Genomic DNA, 18106 nt, shown 5'->3' with positions numbered 1-18106 from the left:
GCCTGCTACAAAAAACCGCCGTGGCCTTTAAGATCACGGCGGTTTTTTATTTTCCAGCAAAAATATTACAGCCCTGTCAAATCCCTTAAAGCCTGTATATACGTTTCAACCGGCAAATCTTCTGGCGACTCAAACTGCGCCTTCATCAGTGCCATTTGTGCCCGACTATTGAATTCACCAATAGTTTGATTGGCATACACAGGCGACGATGCAATATTTGGTGGTCTGCGGTGCAATGTGGCCTGTTCGAAATCAAACGCAATGCCAAGTCCCTTGCCTTCATCAAACCTTCTGACAAAAATCTCCATACCTCTCGGTGTTCCCGCCTGCGAATCGAAACCAACCGGCACCACGATCGAACCCATTTGTGTAGTTGAACCAAAGTCACAGGTTCGTCCACCGCTGGGGCCTGGCGATAGCACCAATGCGTCAAGTACCACCTGAGCTGGCCTGCCCTCGGAATCCAATACCATTGCCTGCTTCTCACCCAATGCATCCAATTCGCCATTCATCACCTTAGTCACATAATCGCGTTCAGCAACAATGGCATTCAGTTGAGCCTCGGTAGGTTTGGCGCCGGGGTCTCCACTGGCACTCACCGCGACCAAGCCCGCAGTTCGCGGCCCAACTCGAAGTGTTTCAAGAATGCCCTCTGTTGCAGCACAGCTTGGCAACACATCGGCATTGGTCGCAAAGAATGCGCTACTCAGACACTTGCGTGGACTTTTACCACCATCACGAACAAACTCGAAAAAATATCGGTTCGTATCATAGTGAGTTGAACCACCACCCCGGTTGACAAAGCTTGGCAGAAACACATCGTAAACCTCTGCTCCCATTGATTCCATTTTTGCAACAGCGGTATCAATTAACGCTCCCTGCTCACCTGTACCTGCGGGTGTGCTGTTCCCGCCCAGGCTACGTAACACACCAATTTTTTTACCTTTTACGCCGTACACATCACGGTCTAGAAAACGCAAATAGGTGTCTGGGCGGGCTTCAGCCGGAAACAAGGTTGTATCCGGGTCGTCTACCGGATCTATGCTGGCCATGGCAGTCAGCATCAATGCTGAATCACGTACTGAACGAGTCATTGGACCACCCGTGTTCCTGATGTGAGACAAAGGAAAAATACCTTTGCGCGACACCACACCAATACTCGGACGAATTCCAACCAGCCCACTCACAGACGAAGGATGTCTAATCGATTGGCATGTGTCACTGCCCGTGCCACCAATGGCAAAATTAGAGGCCAGCGCAGCGCCAGACCCGGAAGAAGAGCCTGCGGAACTTTCTTGCGTATTGTAAGGATTGGTTACCAACACGGTACGACCCGAAAATCCAGTCGTGAAATATGCAAATTCATCTTGATGTGCCTTACCTAGAATTAAGGCACCTGCCTTACGCAAACCGTCTACAGAAGGGGCATCAACACCGGCCTGGTGACCTAGCATTGAAAAAGAGGCGGAAGTAGAAGGAAAATCAACTGTGTCGTAATTGTCTTTCAGCAACACGGGCATGCAATGCAAATAGCGATCCCCGATCCCACCATCCTCGATATATTTCTGATCAAGCGCTTTTGCTATATCCAGCGCGTTGGGGTTAATCGACAACACCGCACTAATTGGTAATCCGCCATTGGGCTGAGGATTGTCGTTGTGCATGAAAATACGCTCAATGTACATTTTTGCGAGTCCCTCGCACGTCAGCGTTGAACCATCACGCATCTTTGTCCGCCCTGCCAAAGTGTCGTGAACCATTTGCATGTCGGCTTCGACCAATTCAAAAAACTCTGCTGGTGGCCGCAACGACTTGTCGACAAATACATCTGGACCTTCAGTACCCGGCGATGGGTCATCAACCACTACCTCAGTTGGATCAGTTGGATTTCCATTCGATGGGGTGATTGAGGAGTTGCTGGCTGGATCATCGGAGCCACAAGCGCTTAATCCGATCAGCAAGACAAGTCCAATTAACTTAAACAAATTGTTCATGTGAAATCCTTCATCGTGATAATTACAGTCACACGATGCAAGCTCAGTGCCTAAAATTCTCCGTTAGAACAAGGATTCAATTAATTCACATTTTTATCGTACGAATGCCGACAAATCAGATGCGTATTTACACCCCTCCACGTGGGTGTTTTTGCCGCATACAAAAAATTCATGCACCAAACACAGGGTAAATCCCGACCCCAAATGGTGCACAAAACCTGCCCGGATAAGGGTTTGCTCCTATTTAGTTACAGAGGGGTGGCTATCACAATGCAGGTTCGAAAAGTAAAACCAAAAACAACAGTCGAAAGCTACATCAATTTAAGGAGGCAAAATGACTGATTCAGTGAACAACCAGAAGCGCCGTGATTTTATCAAAGGCACATCCGTGGCCGCAGTGGGTGCAGGCGCCTTGGCGTTCCCCATGATTTCTACTGCTCAAACTGTGAACATGCGCTTCCAGAGTACATGGCCACAGAAAGACATTTTCCACGAGTATGCCGTTGACTTTGCCGACAAAGTAAACAGCATGACCGGCGGTCGCCTGAAAATCGAAGTATTGCCTGCTGGCTCAGTTGTGAAAGCATTTGACCTGTTGGACGCAGTAAGCAAAGGTACCCTGGACGGTGGTCACGGCGTTATCGCCTACTGGTACGGCAAAAACGCAGCGGTTGCGTTGTGGGGTTCTGGCCCATCTTTCGGCATGGACGCAAACATGCTGTTGGCCTGGCACAAATACGGTGGCGGCAAGGAATTGCTGGACGAAATTTATGGCGACCTGAAAATGGACGTTGTTTCTTTCATGTCTGGCCCGATGCCAACTCAGCCCCTGGGCTGGTTCAAGAAGCCCGTAACCAAGGCTGAAGACCTGAAAGGCCTGAAGTTCCGTACCGTTGGCTTGTCTGTAGACATGTTCACGAAGATGGGTGTTGCAGTTAACGCACTGCCTGGCGGCGAAATTGTTCCAGCGATGGATCGTGGCCTGCTGGATGCAGCTGAATTCAACAACGCATCTTCAGACCGCCTGCTGGGCTTCCCAGACGTGTCCAAAGTGTGCATGTTGCAATCGTTCCACCAGTCTTCAGAACAGTTCGAAATCATGTTCAACAAGACCAAGTACAACAAACTGCCAGCCGAGATCAAAGCCATTATTGCAAACGCCGCCGAGGCTGCATCTGCCGACATGAGCTGGAAGGCAGTGGATCGCTACTCCAAAGATTACATGGAAATGCAAAGCAAAGACGGCGTTAAGTTCTTCAAGACGCCTGACAGCATCTTGAAAGCCCAATTGAAAGCATGGGATGAAGTGACCAAAGAAAAGTCTGCTTCAAACCCCATGTTCAAGAAAGTGTTTGAATCGCAGCGTGCATTTGCTGCACGTGCAGCCAAATGGCAAGCCGATACATCCGTCGACTTCAAAATGGCTCAAGCGTTTTACGCACAACAGAAGAAGTAATTTGTTTCCATAGCCAGAAAGCCAACATCTACACAATGGATGTTGGCTTTTTTTAAAACCGAACCCGAGGTTCACCCCATGTTAGCTTTCCTTCATTTGGTCGACAAAATTTCCACCAAGGTAGGGCATCTGTTTGCCTGGACCATTGTGTTGTTGACTGGAATTATCGTGTTCGAAGTATTCACGCGATACGCCCTGAACAGCCCCAATCCATGGGTGTTCGATGCGTCCTACATTCTCTACGGTATCCTGTTCATGATGGCAGGTGCGTACACATTGGCCACCAATGGCCACGTGCGTGGCGACATTCTTTACGGCTTTCTTGAGCCCAGAACACAAGCCATTCTTGATCTGATTCTGTATTTTATTTTCTTCTTTCCCGGCATCATCGCATTGACCTACGCAGGGTACACATTCGCTGACGAGGCCTGGGCCATCAAGGAAATGTCTTCAATCACGGCCGATGGCCCTCCCATCTACCCATTCAAGGCATTCATTCCGCTGGCAGCTGTTTTCTTGCTGCTTCAGGGCGTAGTCGAAGTGATCCGCTGCGTCATGTGCATCAAAGACGGCGTGTGGCCCAAGCGTGAAGACGATGTGCAAGAAGTCGATGTAGAGAAGCTCAAAGCGTCTCTCGGCAAGAATTAACAGGATTAATCATGAAAAAAGAACTATATTTTGGTATTGCCATCATGGCGATGATCCTGATCGGGGTCGCCATTGCAATGCCTGCCCCATCTGAAATGAATAACGGCCATCTGGGTTTGCTGATGCTTTCCCTGATTGTCGTGGCCATTATGCTGGGCTTCCCTACAGCGTTTACCTTGATGGGTATGGGCGTGATTTTCACGTTCTTTGCCTACGATCAAGACATACAGAAAACACTTGATCTCATGGTTCAATCCACCTACAAGGTGATGACCAACGATGTGCTCATCTCAGTGCCCCTGTTTGTATTCATGGGTTATCTGGTTGAACGCGCCAACCTGATCGAGAAACTTTTTAAATCCCTGCACTTGGCCATGGCTCGCCTTCCAGGCGCCTTGGGCGTTGCAACACTGGTCACTTGCGCAATTTTCGCAACGGCCACTGGTATTGTGGGTGCGGTAGTTACCTTGATGGGTCTGTTGGCCATGCCCAGCATGCTCAAAGCAGGCTACGACACCAAAATGGCTGCCGGTGCCATCACCGCCGGCGGTTGTTTGGGTATTTTGATCCCGCCTTCTGTCTTGTTGATCGTATATGGTGCAACAGCCGGTGTTTCCGTGGTGCAGTTGTACGCAGGCGCATTTTTCCCCGGCCTTATGCTGGCAAGCTTGTATGTTGCTTACATCATCATTCGTGCAAAGCTGAATCCGAAAAGCGCCCCTCCCTTGTCAGAGGAAGATCGCCGAGTGCAACTTAGCCCTGTGCTGGATTCACTCAAGCGCACCTACGGCAGCAGCCGCGCAGTATCCGCATTGGTCAATGGCATGAAAGGCCGTCGCGCAGGCAACCTGACCACTGGGCAAGTGGCCAATCAGTTCTTCGTGGCCATGTTGCCAGCAATTTTCGCCGCGTTCGTTCTGGGCTTGGTGTATTCCTCGCTGACAGCCCCCAAACCAGCGGCATACGACACCACAGGCCTGGTCAGTTTTGGTTCTGAATATCAGGACTCAAGCACCAGTAAGTACGATTTTGGCTTTGATGAACCTGCTGGCGCTGAAACCACCGAAGCAGCACCTGCTGCTGTGGAAGAACCCGCCGAGCCGGCAGCTGCTGCCGTTGCTGATGAGCCCGAGGCTAGGTCAGCCCCCATGAATTTCTGGATTTCCCTGCTCGTGGTGTTGGCGGTGCTTGTGTACTACTACTCACGCCTGAGCTTTGAGCGTCTTGAAGTGTTCAAGATGTTGCTGACATCCTTCTTCCCCCTTGCGATTTTGATTATGGCGGTATTGGGAAGCATTGTTTTCGGTTTCGCAACGCCCTCTGAGGCAGCCGCTGTCGGCGCATTCGGCGGTTTGTTGTTGGCGGCCGGTTACAGACAACTCAGCTTCCCTGTGCTGCGTGAATCCGCATTCCTGACCTCCAAAACAACTGCGATGGTGTGCTGGTTGTTTGTGGGCTCGTCCATCTTCTCCGCGGCATTTGCGCTGCTAGGTGGCCAGGAATTGGTCGAGCAGTGGGTATTGTCTTTGGGCCTCACGCCCATTCAGTTCCTGTTGCTCTCGCAAGTGATTATTTTCCTGTTGGGCTGGCCTTTGGAATGGACAGAAATCATCGTGATTTTCATGCCGATTTTCATTCCGCTGCTGCCCTACTTTGACGTAGATCCACTGTTCTTCGGATTGCTGGTTGCCATGAACCTGCAAACTGCGTTCCTGTCTCCGCCAGTGGCGATGGCCGCTTTCTATCTGAAAGGTGTGTCGCCACCTGGAGTTACATTGAACCAGATTTTCTTGGGCATGATTCCATTCATGTTCATCCAGATCTTTGCCATGTTCGTGTTGTATGTGTTCCCGCAAATCGGCATGTGGCTGCCTGGCGTGCTTTACAGATAAGCAATGCGTTGTTGATCTGTCTGAATGCAAAAAACCGCCCTAGTGGCGGTTTTTTGTTATTGAACATCCATTCGTTCGAATCTACTCACAGGTCGCAAAAACAAAAAACCCGCCACAAGGGCGGGTTTCTATGTTTTTGGCGGAAGCTGTGAGATTCGAACTCACGGAGGGCTCGCACCCTCGCCGGTTTTCAAGACCGGTGCATTCAACCGCTCTGCCAAGCTTCCGAGCCCGCAATTATAACCATAAACTCTTGGTTTTGGAAACACTCTCGAATGAAATCGTGGAATATCGCTAACCCTTTAGGCCCATGCGCTTTTTCATGGCTTGCATGCTGACATACGACAACACAGCAATGGTGGGTATGGCCACAGCGATCGCCAAATCAGGCGAAACAGGCACTCCCATGGTTTTTAGCCCTTTGGCCAAATAACCTACCAAACTCGCGCCGTAGTAAGAAATAGCAACGATCGAAAGACCTTCTACCGTCTCCTGCAAACGCAACTGAACCTTTGCACGCTTGTCCATGCTGGTGAGCAAACGCTGATTCTGGCTTTCCCGCTCAATTTCCACGCGGGTCCGCAACAATTGGGTAACTCGGGAAATACGGGCAGCCAACTCATCTTGCCTGCGTGCTGTCCAGGTACAGGTTTTCATCGCGGGGCCCAAACGGCGATCCATGAACTCGCCAAACGTTTGCATGCCCACCATGGGGATTTCTTTCAACTCGGCGATCCGCTTTTTCACCAAATCGGTGTAGGCTTCTGCCGCAGTGAACCGCACGCGGTTTTCAGCACTTAACTGCTCGACCTTGGCCGCCAGGTCAGTCAAGTGGCTCAACAACTTGCGATCCAGCTCAACATCTTCGGAAGTCACCTCAGCCAAGTCTTCCGTTTTGCTGGTGGCCGCCATTTCAGTGGCCAGCTTCACCAGGCGATCCTCATGCGACGACAGCTTCGGCAATGTGGCACGCGCCACAGGAAAACTCAGCAGCGCCATCATGCGATAGGTTTCCATCTCGATCGTGCGCTGCACCACCCGCCCCAACTGGCGAGACCCCATTTTCAGATTACAAATCAGAATACGGGTAGCGCCGCGATCAGCAATTCGAAGGTCGGAAAACACCTGCCCGGCCCCATTCGCAATCATGCCGCCGATCAAGGTGTTGCCATCAAAATAGCCTGCAACACTGCGTGGTTCGCGAGAGCTCTCTGTTTTTTGAACAAACAGCTCAATGGCCACCAGCATGACGCCAGGCAAAGCTGCCATCCAGCTTGGTGGCAAGCGGCGGGTAACCGGGCGATCAAAAACTATTGCATGGTCGGCACGCTCAAAAAATGTGAGCGTAATGAATTCATTGTGGCGCTCCAAGCGCAGGCGCAAGGCCGATTCGCCTCCACACAGGCTCAAGCTGACCTGGGGAGCAGCCAATTCCTCATCGGAAACTGGTTTGCATCCACAATAGTCCACCAAAGCCTGCAATTGCGCGACAATCTCGGGCGTGACCTCGCCCTGTACCAGCAAAGCAATGTGGAACACTCTTTCCTGCGGCCACAAGGCCTCGGTGGGGCGAGAATGGACTTCATCATTCAGCGCTTGCCGCAAAGGGTATGGCTGGGGCAATAAGTTACTTTTATTCATGACAAACAAGATTGGTGGGCGCTTAACTTCGAGCGCGAAGTTCAGGCCATGCCTTCATCAAGTAATAGCACATCGACCACACAGTTAATACCGCAGCCACATAAATTCCCAAGGTACCCAGTAAGCGGAAATCAATGCCCATCCAGGTTTCATTGGCCAACAACATGGGTATGGCCACCATTTGCGCAATGGTTTTGAACTTGCCAAGCCAGTTCACTGCAACGCTGTTGCGCGCACCAATGCTTGCCATCCATTCGCGCAATGCAGAAATTGTGATCTCGCGGCCAATAATGATTAGCGCAATGAAGGGTCCAATACGCCCAAGATCAACCAACACAATCAGTGCGGCACCCACCATCAGCTTGTCAGCCACCGGGTCGAGAAACGCACCAAAGGCGGAAGTTTGATTCCAGCGGCGGGCCAGGTAACCGTCTACAAAATCGGTAATGGCGGCGAACACAAACACCCAGGCACCCACCCAGTTTTGCATGGAAATGGACATCACTGTTTCAGGCAGAAAATAAATGCCGACAACCAGTGGAATCAAAATAATCCGGACCCAGGTCAGGATCATGGGCAGGTTCATTGGCATATCTGTTTTTCTTTTGTTAAGTAAAAATACACGGTATAGAGGTACAGAATATATCAGCGCCAACGTCTGTTGAGGCACACATCTTCAATGCAAACGCCGATAAATTTCTTCAGCCAGCGTCTTGGAGATCCCTTCGACTGTTTGCAAATCTTCCACACTGGCCGCTTTAACCCCCCTCAAACCGCCAAAACGGGTGAGTAACTTTTGTTTGCGCCGCGCACCAATGCCTTCAATTTCATCCAGTTCAGACACCTGGCGAGTCTTTGCCCGTTTGGCTCGCATGCCGGTGATTGCAAACCGGTGGGCTTCATCCCGAATCTGGGCAATCAACATGAGCGCAGGGTGCCCAGGGCCCAGCTCAAGGCTCGGCCTACCGTCGGGAAACACCAGGGTTTCCAGGCCCACCTTGCGGTTCTCACCTTTCTTCACGCCCACGATCAGGCCGATGTCCAGGCCCAATTGCTCAAACACTTGCCGGGCCACTTCAATTTGCCCCTTGCCACCGTCGATTAGTACCACATGCGGCATGACAATTGGGGCTTTGCCCTCGCGCTGATAGCGGCGGGTTACCGCTTGGCGCATGGCTGCGTAGTCATCACCCGGCGTAATGCCTTCAATGTTGTACCGGCGGTATTCACGGCTTTGCATGTCATGGTTGTGAAACACCACACACGAAGCCTGTGTGGCCTCGCCTGCGGTGTGCGATATGTCAAAACACTCCACGCGCAAGGTGGCCAGCAAATCAATGTCCTCGGGCGGTGTGTCCACGGCAGCTTCCGTGCCGGGTGGTAAAACGGAATCGCTGGCAATGTCGCCCAGTGGTTTGATGGTGCCACCCAAGAGGCTGTTCGCCTCGCCCGCCTGCAAAGCTTCTTCAAGCCGTGTTTCAAGGCCCAGTGTTTCGACCAGTGCACGGGTTCGGAACTGGGCTGAGCCCTGTTCAGCAATTCGCCGGGCAATGGCGATTTCCGCATTGTCCACGGCCATGTCCAGCCACTTGCGTCGCTCGCTTTGCGGCTGTCGAATCAGATTGATTTTTTTACCTGCCTGCTGGCTGAGTGCCATCAGCAATTCGGGCGCATCCAGATCCTGATTCACGATCAACAGGTTCGGAATTGGGCGATCCACATAGGCCTGGCTCAAAAACGCTTCCAGCACCTCGGGACCAATGTCCTCGCTGGCTTGTGCCACGCTGGGAAACATGGGCTTGTCGCCCAGATGCCGACCGCCACGCACCATGGCAAGGTTTACGCACACTGCACCACCCTTGATCACCACGGCAATAATATCTGCGTCGTCATCGCCGCCCGTGGTGTCCACCGACTGCTTTTGTAACACGCGGCTTAGCGCACCCAACTGGTTGCGGTACATGGCCGCCTTCTCAAACTCCAGCAAGCCGCTGGCCTCCAGCATTTTCTCTTCCAGGCTGGCCAACACCGCTTTGTGGTCACCCCGCAAAAAGCGAGAAGCAGCTTCCACATCTTTTGCGTAATCTTCAGGGCTGATCCAGTTCACACAGGGTGCGCTGCAACGCTGAATTTGGGCCTGCAAACAGGGCCGTGACCGATGCGCAAAAACTGTGTCTTCACAGGTGCGCAACAGAAACACGCGCTGCAGCACCTGAATACTTTCCTTCACTGCCCACGCATTGGGAAATGGCCCAAAAAACTGGGACTTTTTATCGACAGCGCCACGGTAATACGCCACACGCGGGTATTTGTGGTTGGTCAGGCGAAGGTAGGGGTAGCTTTTGTCGTCCCGAAACAGAATGTTGTAACGCGGGCTAAGCGATTTAATCAGGTTGTTTTCAAGCAGCAGCGCTTCCGCTTCCGTGCGGGTGGGCGTGACATCAACGCGCACAATGCGCTCAACCATGTGGCTGGTGCGCGGGCTCGCATGGGTTTTCTGAAAATACGACGACACCCGTTTTTTCAGGTTCTTCGCTTTGCCCACGTACATCACCGTGCCGCTTGCGTCGATCATGCGATACACGCCAGGACGCGTGGTCAAATCCTTCAGAAATGCGGCAATATCAAAAGGGGAGTCTGACGACTGCTGATCTTCGGTCATCGCCCTGCCCTTACGCTTTCAGGAAATGGCTGATCGATTCCAGCACAGCCTCGAACATGGGTACGGTAAGCCGGCCTGTTTGCGTGTTGTAGCGGCTTACATGGTAACTGTCGAATAAACGAAACGCACCCAGATCATGTTCGGCTGCATGGCCAAACTTGAATGCGCTCTGCCTTTGATCCATGGCTTTCAACACGGCTTGGTGACCCACCAAACCCAAGGCCAGAACAGCTTTCGGTGGGTGTACTTTGAATTCGTGCGCAATAAACTGGTTGCAGGTTTTAATTTCTGCAGGCGTGGGTTTGTTTTCAGGCGGAACACACTTCACGGCATTGCTAACGCGTCCATTCAATAGTTGCATGCCATCGCCCACTGCCAAGGAAACAGGCCTGTTGGCAAAACCATACTTGTGCAAAGTGCTGTACAACAGGTCACCACAATAATCGCCCGTAAATGGGCGCCCACTGCGATTGGCACCATGCAAACCTGGCGCCAGGCCCACAATCAACAGCTCGGCGTTGGCAGGGCCGAAAGGCGGCACCGGGCCATTGAAATGACCTGGAAACTTTTCGCGATTCTGTTCATGAAAAGCGCACAGACGCGGGCATGCCGTGCAATGCACATCAAACACCTTGGCCGGCCATTGCTGGTCCATCGCCAAGGGTTGCCATGCCAATTTTTTTTCCATTTAACCCAATGCCTTGCGCGCGTTGTAGAACAAACGCATCCATGGTGAAAACTCGCCCGCATCTTTCGGTGCCCAGCTCATTTGCACATTGCGGAACACGCGTTCAGGGTGCGGCATCATGATGGTAAAGCGGCCATCTGGCGTGGTGAAACCGGCCAGTGCCTCGGGGCTGCCATTGGGATTGAACGGATACTGTTGAGTGGTCTCGCCTTGCGAGTCCACATACTGCACCGCCACCAAACCATCAGAACTTAATTTGGTGTGGTTACCCTGACGAGAGAAATCAGCGCGACCTTCACCGTGCGCAACCACCACAGGCACCACCGAACCTTCCATGCCATTCAACAAAATGGATGGGGTTTTGTTGATTTTTACATTCACCAAGCGTGCTTCATATTGCTCGCTTTCATTGCGCATCAGCTTGGGCCAGTGTGTTGCACCGGGAATCAGATCAGCCAGCGTGGCCATCATTTGGCAACCATTGCAAACACCCAAACCGAACACATCGTTGCGGCCAAAAAATTCAGCAAACTGGTCGGCCAGTACGCTGTTGTAGCGAATGGTTTTCGCCCAGCCTTCGCCGGCGCCCAACACGTCGCCGTAGCTAAAACCGCCACAGGCGGCCAAGCCCTGGAAATCTGCCAGCTTGCGCTTGCCGGTCAGCAAGTCGCTCATGTGCACATCCACGGCCTCAAAACCGGCCAAGGTGAATGCACCAGCCATTTCAAGCTGACCATTCACGCCCTGCTCACGCAGTACTGCCACGCGCGGCTTTGCTCCGGTGGCGATGAAAGGTGCTGCCGGGTTTTCTGTGATGTCAAAACCGGGCTTCCACACCAAAGCATTGGGCAATTCCGCAGCTGCTTTGTGCTCACTTTCTGCACAGGCCGGGTTGTCACGGCGCTTGGCAATTTGATAGCTGGTGTCGTCCCAAATCCCCTGCAGCTTGGCCCGGGTTTCCGAGTAAATGCATTTGGCATCGCGATAAAACTCAATTACATCTCGGTCGTTTGGCTTGCCAATAATATTGCTGTGCTTGCTCAGGTTGAAATCGCGCAGCACCTGCATGGCTTCACTTTTTTGCGCTGCGGGTACTTGCAACACCACACCCAGTTCTTCATTGAACAAGGCTTTCAAGGTGAGTTCACCGCGCTGCACGCTGACCTGCTCGGGGCGAATTTTAAAGTCGCCCCAATCGGCTGAATACGGATCGATTGTGATCAAATCAAGGTTGATTGACAAACCACTGCGGCTTGCAAAGCTCATTTCTGCCAGTGCAGTCAACAAGCCACCGTCGGAGCGGTCGTGGTAAGCATGCACCAAGCCTTTTTCGCGCAAAACGCTCAAAGCCTGCGCAAAGTTTTTGATGTCGCTGGCGTCTTCCACATCGGGCACATCGGTGCCCAACTGATTGGTGACTTGCGCCAGCACACTGGCACCCATGCGCATTTTTCCGCGGGCCAAATCAACCAACACCAACACGGTGTCCTCGGTGGTATTCAACACCGGCGTTAGTGTGCCGCGTACGTCGTTGATTTTTGAGAAGGCAGTCACAATCAAACTGACTGGTGACAACACTTCCTTCTGCACATCGCCTTCATTCCAGCGGGTGCGCATGGAAAGTGAATCTTTACCAACCGGAATACCCAATCCCAGTTGTGGGCACAGCTCCATGCCAATGGCTTTTACGGTGTCGAACAATGCGGCATCTTGCCCTGGCGTGCCGCAGGCGGCCATCCAGTTTGCGCTCAGCTTCACGTCTTCCAGTTTTTCAACAGGTGCAGCCAACAAGTTGGTAATGCTTTCGGCAATGGCCATGCGGCCTGAAGCAGGTGCATTCAACACAGCCAAAGGCGTGCGTTCGCCCATGGCCATGGCCTGCCCTGCGTAGCCGGTGTAGTCGTCGATGGTTACTGCCACATCGGCCACAGGCACCTGGTGTGGACCAACCATTTGGTCACGCGCGGTAAACCCGCCCACGGTGCGGTCACCAATGGTGATCAGGAAACGCTTTGAAGCCACGGCCGGAAATTTCAACACCTGTTCAATGGCCTCGCCCAAGTCAGTTTGGGTCAAATCCATTTCAGCTTTCACAGTTTCAACGCGGTTGTCGTTGCGCTCCATGCGGGGTGGCTTGCCCAGCAAGACTTCCATGGGCATGTCAACAGGGTTGCTTGTGCTTTCCGCGTCCAGCACTTTCAACTGGCGCTCATCAGTGACCACGCCCACCACGCAGAACGGGCAGCGCTCGCGTTCACAAAGTTGCGTAAACAACTCAAGCGATTCGGGTGCAACGCCCATCACATAACGTTCTTGCGATTCATTGCACCAAATTTCAGCGGGGCTCAAGCCACTTTCATCGAGGTTGACTTTGCGCAAATCGAATTCAGCGCCTTTGTTCGAGGCATCGGCCAATTCCGGAAATGCATTGGAAATACCACCCGCACCCACGTCGTGAATGCTCAAAATAGGGTTGTCCTCGCCCAAAGTCCAGCAACGGTCCAGCACTTCCTGTGCCCGACGTTCCATTTCCGGGTTGGCACGTTGCACTGAATCAAAGTCGAGCGATTCGGTGTTCGAGCCAGAGTTCATGGACGATGCAGCACCACCACCCATGCCAATGCGCATGCCGGGGCCACCCAGTTGAATCAGCAGGCTGCCCGCTGGCAAGTCGCACTTGTGAGTGTGCACTTCACGAATATTGCCCAAGCCACCCGCAATCATGATGGGCTTGTGATAACCGTAAACACGGTCGCCCACACGCTGCTCGAAGGTGCGGAAATAACCGCCCAGATTGGGGCGACCAAATTCATTGTTGAACGCAGCCGCACCAATCGGGCCGTCGATCATGATTTGTTCGGGCGTTGCAATACGCGTGGGAATACCAACAGGCTGTGGCTGCTCGCTACGCTGTTCCAGCGATATCAGTGCGTCCTGCCCGCTTTCCCAGCTTTCCTTGCCACCGTCAAAACGCAAATGCGAGGTGGTAAAACCGCACAGGCCTGCCTTGGGCTTTGCACCACGGCCGGTTGCACCTTCGTCGCGAATTTCACCACCTGAACCTGTGGCCGCGCCTGCATAAGGGGAAATGGCCGTGGGGTGGTTGTGGGTTTCAACCTTGATCACGAAATGCGTGGTTTCTTCATGCGGGCGATACACACCGTCTGCATCCGCAAAAAAGCGTTCAGCCCTCCCACCGGCAATCACTGCTGCATTATCAGAATACGCAACCACAGTGCCTTGCGGCGTTGTTTTGTGGGTGTTGCGGATCATGCCGAACAGGGTTTCATCTTGCGCCTGCCCGTTGATGGTCCAGGTGGCATTGAAAATTTTGTGGCGGCAGTGCTCGCTGTTGGCCTGCGCAAACATCATCAATTCCACATCGGTGGGCGAACGGCCCATGGCGGTGTAGGCTTCCAGCAAGTAATCGATTTCATCTTCGCTCAAGGCCAGGCCAAGTTCGCTATTGGCCTTCACCAATGAATTGCGACCCTCGCCCACCTGGCCCAGCTCAATAATCTGCAACGTCTTGCCTTGCAAAGGCAGGAACAGGCTTTTCACATCGAAGCCATCAGGCAATACCGCTTCCGTCATGCGGTCGTACAGTGCGGCCTTCAAAGCCTGCAAGGCCGCGCCTTCAGGCAATTTGCTGCCGCCCAGCAAACCTTTTTTGAACGTCAGCTGAAATTCAATGCCGCGTTCCATGCGCACCACGTTGGCCAAACCAGCGTTGTGGGCAATGTCAGTGGCCTTCGACGCCCATGGGCTGACCGTGCCCAAGCGGGGCACCACCACGCAACTAACGTCAACACGATCCAGTGCGGGTGCAGCATGGCCATAATCGAGCAAACCTTCCATCACTTTGCGCTGCGTTCCTTCCAGCGCGCCGCGGGTGGCCACGAAATGAACGAAATGTGCGCGCACTGCCGACACATTCGCATCAATGGCTTGCAGGCGTTTCAACAAACCTTCTGCACGGAAAGCAGACAGGGCAGACGCGCCATTGAAGGTTGAAACATCGAATTGATCAGCCGAAGACAGGGCAAGAGACATGACAGCAGTGGGGGTGGTTGAGGTAATCTTGAATTATAAGTGCTACAGCCCACTTTCTGAGGCCAAAGCCTTGATAAACCACCCTGAATTTCCATGGAATGCACATGCCTGAACTGATTGACTTACACCCTGAGAACCTGGGCCATGCGAACTGGCAGCAGGTGGACCAAAAATCAATGCCGGTGCTGTCTGTGAAGCAAATTCGAGCATTGGAGCAGGCTGCTTTCGCGCAAATCGATTCTTTTTTGCTGATGCAGGCCGCAGGCGTGCGCTCTGCCTTGAAAATTGTGGATCAAATTGTGCACAGCGAGACACATTCAGCGCGCTGCCTGGTACTGGCGGGCCCCGGTAACAACGGCGGTGATGCCTGTATTGTTGCCGGGGAGCTAAAACGCAAAGGCCTGCAGGTGGATCTGTATCAGCTTACCGAAGGCAAAACAGGTTCCAAAGACCGCATGCAAGCAGTACTTTGGGCGCTGGCCCACGGTGTTCAACCCATTGAGCTTGAGCCCAACATGCCATTGCCTGAAATTACCACTGGCACGGTGATCGTCGATGGACTATTGGGAATTGCCTGTGATCGGTCTCCCGAGGGCCTGATCAAACAAATGATTGAACATGTGAATTCCCACCACTGCAAAGCGCGGGTCTATGCACTGGACTGCCCTAGCGGGTTGAACTGCGACACTGGCCACGCGCCTGGCGAAGTCATTCACGCACATACAACCTTCAGCTTTCTCGCTTGTAAACAAGGCCTGTTAAGCCAGCAAGGCAAAGGCTTGTGCGGTGAACTGTGGATCGATGAACTGAATTGCAATACATTGCTCAACACGCTTGTGCAAACAGCCGGCTTGGGTTCGGTCATACATGCTGTTTCGCGGCTTGAGCAACTGCAACGCCTGCCCTTGCGCAATCATGAACACCACAAAGGCAGCTTCGGCAGCATTGCCATTCTGGGCGGCCAACAAGGCATGGTGGGTGCCTGTGTATTAAGTGCCAGAACAGCCCTGATGCTGGGTTGCGGTCGGGTGGCCCTAACCCTGCTTCATGAGGCCGACATGCACCTGCCCGACGTTCAACGCCAAGGTCAATCGCCCTTTCTCGACTTGATGTTCCCGGAGATCATGAACAAGGGAATCGAAGACAGTCTGGAATTCGCCGACACCGCAGTGATCGGGCCAGGTTTGGGGCAAAGTCAGGAAGCCTTGAACATGCTTTTTACCTCACTTGAGCACGACAAAGGTTTGAATATGGTGTGGGACGCAGACGCACTGAACATTCTGGCAGCCGACTCGACACTGCGCGCGCATTTTGAACACTACAGGCGCAAGCATCCGGGCAAAGCCATGGTTTTCACACCTCATCCTCTGGAGGCGGCGCGTCTGTTACAAAGCACCACCGAAATGATTCAGGCAGCACGCACTCAGGCAGCGCAGTCGCTGGCCAGCAAGTTCAATTGCACAGTGGTACTGAAGGGGGCCGGCAGCCTGATTTGCAATTCAAAACGCATGGAAATCAATACCACCGGTGGCCCTGCACTTGCAACGGCAGGCAGTGGCGACGTACTCGCCGGCGCTGTGGCCGCCATGCTGGGGCAAGGGCTTGATGAGTTCAGGGCGGCTTCGTTTGCGGTTTACCTGCACGGCCTGGCCATTGAGCCACTGGGCCGCGAGCGGGAGGGCTTAGGCATTTCACATGCCAGCGAAATTGCCCAGCGCATGAAAACGCATTTAAACCATCTCTTGAGCCAAGGCGCCCGCCGCAATAGTTAATTGCCGTGAGCAACGGGCAGCCAGTTTGTCGTCATGGGTTACCAAGATCAGGGTGGTGCCCTGCTCTTTTTGCAGATCAAACATCAAATCGATAATTCGCTGCCCAGTTGCAAAATCAAGGCTGCCAGTAGGCTCGTCGGCAAACACAATTGTAGGTTTACGCACAAAAGCGCGGGCCAATGCCACACGTTGTTGTTCACCACCCGAGAGGGTTTTGGGTGTGTGGTTTAAGCGATCACCCAAGCCCACACGCTCCAGCATTTCCTTGCAAGCCTTTTCGCGATTGGGCATGGGCGTAAGCTCTGTGGCCAGCATGACATTTTCAAGCGCACTCAAGTGATCAAGCAGCTGAAATGACTGAAATACAAAGCCCACATGTTCAGCACGCAAGCCTGCTCGCTTGTCTTCGTTAAGTTGAGTTAAGTCTTGCCCCAAAAAGCGAACTGCACCGCTAGAGGGAATGTCCAACCCTGCAAGCATGCCCAACAAAGTGGATTTGCCGGAACCTGAAGCACCCACGATGGCAACCGCTTCACCTTGATTTATAGTGAACGAAATGTTTTCAAGGATAGACAAACTGCTTTGTCCGTCTTGAACCAATTGATTTAAACCTTCGACTTCGAGGATTGCACGACTCATGTTTGCCTTTACTGCTAAAAAAATTAAAAACGCCTTGGTATTTGGCCTGATCGCGTTTGGCTTGTCGACCAGTGTATCCAGCTTTGCTTCGAATAAAGGCCAGGAATGCAAAATTCTGGTGATGGGCGACAGCTTGTCCGCCGCATACGGCCTGCCCAAAGAACAAGGCTGGGTCGCATTGATGGAGAGTCGTTTGACTGAAAAGTTCCCCTATTGCAACGTTGTGAACGCCTCGGTGTCGGGTGAAACCACGGCAGGGGGCAAAACGCGTTTACCCGCGCTGCTGAAACAACACAACCCCACTCACATGATTCTTGAATTGGGAGCCAACGATGGATTGCGCGGTTTGTCACTGGACACCATGAAAGACAACCTCACCAATATGTTGGTCGCAGCACGGCGCAATCAAACACAGGCTGTATTGATCGGCATGCAAATTCCGTCAAATTACGGACCTGCTTATGCACGACGCTTTGGTGATACTTTTGGCGAAGTGGCCCGCAAGCAAAAAGTGCCTTTGGTGCCATTCATGCTGGAAGGGTTTGCACTGGATCCCACGGCCTTTCAAGCCGATGGCATTCATCCCAATGCCGGTGCACAACCTAAAATTCTTGACAATATCTGGCCGACTTTTTCAGCCACATTGAAATAGTTTTTTGAT

The 18106-nt window shown here is 52.8% G+C and carries 12 protein-coding genes and 1 tRNA gene; 5 read left to right on the top strand and 8 right to left on the bottom strand.

What is annotated here, in order from left to right; all coding sequences use genetic code 11:
* Positions 1-65 precede the first annotated feature (65 nt).
* Complete coding sequence (locus tag P0D43_RS09840) at positions 66-1994, bottom strand: amidase family protein (RefSeq protein WP_394672306.1); 1929 nt, start codon at positions 1992-1994, stop codon at positions 66-68.
* A gap of 334 nt (positions 1995-2328) precedes the next feature.
* On the opposite strand from P0D43_RS09840, the gene P0D43_RS09835 reads away from it, so the two are divergent.
* From P0D43_RS09835 to P0D43_RS09825, 3 genes are all read left to right on the top strand, one after another.
* Positions 2329-3450 carry a TRAP transporter substrate-binding protein gene (locus tag P0D43_RS09835; protein WP_394672305.1) on the top strand — a complete coding sequence of 374 codons (1122 nt, stop codon included), beginning with the start codon at positions 2329-2331 and terminating at the stop codon, positions 3448-3450.
* Positions 3451-3528: 78 nt separating this feature from the next.
* A complete protein-coding gene (locus P0D43_RS09830) occupies positions 3529-4098 on the top strand; it encodes a TRAP transporter small permease subunit (RefSeq protein WP_159568613.1) in 570 nt (189 codons plus the stop codon).
* A gap of 11 nt (positions 4099-4109) precedes the next feature.
* Positions 4110-5990 (top strand): TRAP transporter large permease subunit, encoded by a 1881-nt coding sequence (locus P0D43_RS09825; RefSeq protein WP_394672304.1) that lies wholly within the window; start codon positions 4110-4112, stop codon positions 5988-5990.
* A gap of 137 nt (positions 5991-6127) precedes the next feature.
* On the opposite strand, the gene P0D43_RS09820 is transcribed toward P0D43_RS09825, so the two are convergent.
* From P0D43_RS09820 to purL, 6 genes are all read right to left on the bottom strand, one after another.
* A tRNA-Ser gene (locus tag P0D43_RS09820) sits at positions 6128-6217 on the bottom strand.
* A 67-nt stretch (positions 6218-6284) separates the two neighbouring features.
* Positions 6285-7631, bottom strand: coding sequence for a DUF3422 domain-containing protein (locus P0D43_RS09815; RefSeq protein ID WP_341236646.1), 1347 nt, complete (start codon positions 7629-7631; stop codon positions 6285-6287).
* Positions 7632-7653: 22 nt separating this feature from the next.
* A complete protein-coding gene (gene pgsA / locus P0D43_RS09810; protein WP_159568616.1) occupies positions 7654-8223 on the bottom strand; it encodes a CDP-diacylglycerol--glycerol-3-phosphate 3-phosphatidyltransferase in 570 nt (189 codons plus the stop codon).
* Positions 8224-8307: 84 nt separating this feature from the next.
* On the bottom strand, positions 8308-10293 hold the full coding sequence (uvrC, locus tag P0D43_RS09805; protein ID WP_394672303.1) for an excinuclease ABC subunit UvrC: 1986 nt from the start codon (positions 10291-10293) through the stop codon (positions 8308-8310).
* A gap of 10 nt (positions 10294-10303) precedes the next feature.
* A complete protein-coding gene (locus P0D43_RS09800) occupies positions 10304-10981 on the bottom strand; it encodes a uracil-DNA glycosylase (RefSeq protein WP_341236648.1) in 678 nt (225 codons plus the stop codon).
* Complete coding sequence (purL, locus tag P0D43_RS09795; RefSeq protein ID WP_394672302.1) at positions 10982-15034, bottom strand: phosphoribosylformylglycinamidine synthase; 4053 nt, start codon at positions 15032-15034, stop codon at positions 10982-10984.
* Positions 15035-15138: 104 nt separating this feature from the next.
* On the opposite strand from purL, the gene P0D43_RS09790 reads away from it, so the two are divergent.
* Complete coding sequence (locus P0D43_RS09790; RefSeq protein ID WP_394672301.1) at positions 15139-16806, top strand: NAD(P)H-hydrate dehydratase; 1668 nt, start codon at positions 15139-15141, stop codon at positions 16804-16806.
* On the opposite strand, the gene P0D43_RS09785 is transcribed toward P0D43_RS09790, so the two are convergent.
* A complete protein-coding gene (locus tag P0D43_RS09785) occupies positions 16765-17445 on the bottom strand; it encodes an ABC transporter ATP-binding protein (protein ID WP_159568621.1) in 681 nt (226 codons plus the stop codon). The genes P0D43_RS09790 and P0D43_RS09785 overlap by 42 nt on opposite strands.
* Between P0D43_RS09785 and P0D43_RS09780 the strand changes: the two genes are divergently transcribed.
* On the top strand, positions 17444-18097 hold the full coding sequence (locus P0D43_RS09780; RefSeq protein ID WP_159568622.1) for an arylesterase: 654 nt from the start codon (positions 17444-17446) through the stop codon (positions 18095-18097). The two genes, P0D43_RS09785 and P0D43_RS09780, sit on opposite strands and share 2 nt — an antisense overlap.
* Positions 18098-18106: the final 9 nt, after the last annotated feature.

It is taken from the genome of Limnobacter sp., from assembly GCF_043511195.1.
Taxonomy (GTDB): Bacteria; Pseudomonadota; Gammaproteobacteria; order Burkholderiales; family Burkholderiaceae_B; genus Limnobacter.
The sequence above is the reverse complement of the archived record's forward strand: the minus strand, read 5'-3'. Positions and strand labels throughout refer to the sequence as shown.

Coding starts and splice junctions, on each gene's coding strand:
- P0D43_RS09800 (WP_341236648.1), bottom strand. CDS start 10,981: ATGGAAAAAAAATTGGCATGGCAACCCTTGGCGATGGACCAGCAATGG.
- P0D43_RS09835 (WP_394672305.1), top strand. CDS start 2,329: ATGACTGATTCAGTGAACAACCAGAAGCGCCGTGATTTTATCAAAGGC.
- P0D43_RS09785 (WP_159568621.1), bottom strand. CDS start 17,445: ATGAGTCGTGCAATCCTCGAAGTCGAAGGTTTAAATCAATTGGTTCAA.
- P0D43_RS09815 (WP_341236646.1), bottom strand. CDS start 7,631: ATGAATAAAAGTAACTTATTGCCCCAGCCATACCCTTTGCGGCAAGCG.
- P0D43_RS09840 (WP_394672306.1), bottom strand. CDS start 1,994: ATGAACAATTTGTTTAAGTTAATTGGACTTGTCTTGCTGATCGGATTA.
- P0D43_RS09780 (WP_159568622.1), top strand. CDS start 17,444: ATGTTTGCCTTTACTGCTAAAAAAATTAAAAACGCCTTGGTATTTGGC.
- purL (WP_394672302.1), bottom strand. CDS start 15,034: ATGTCTCTTGCCCTGTCTTCGGCTGATCAATTCGATGTTTCAACCTTC.
- P0D43_RS09825 (WP_394672304.1), top strand. CDS start 4,110: ATGAAAAAAGAACTATATTTTGGTATTGCCATCATGGCGATGATCCTG.
- pgsA (WP_159568616.1), bottom strand. CDS start 8,223: ATGCCAATGAACCTGCCCATGATCCTGACCTGGGTCCGGATTATTTTG.
- P0D43_RS09830 (WP_159568613.1), top strand. CDS start 3,529: ATGTTAGCTTTCCTTCATTTGGTCGACAAAATTTCCACCAAGGTAGGG.
- uvrC (WP_394672303.1), bottom strand. CDS start 10,293: ATGACCGAAGATCAGCAGTCGTCAGACTCCCCTTTTGATATTGCCGCA.
- P0D43_RS09790 (WP_394672301.1), top strand. CDS start 15,139: ATGCCTGAACTGATTGACTTACACCCTGAGAACCTGGGCCATGCGAAC.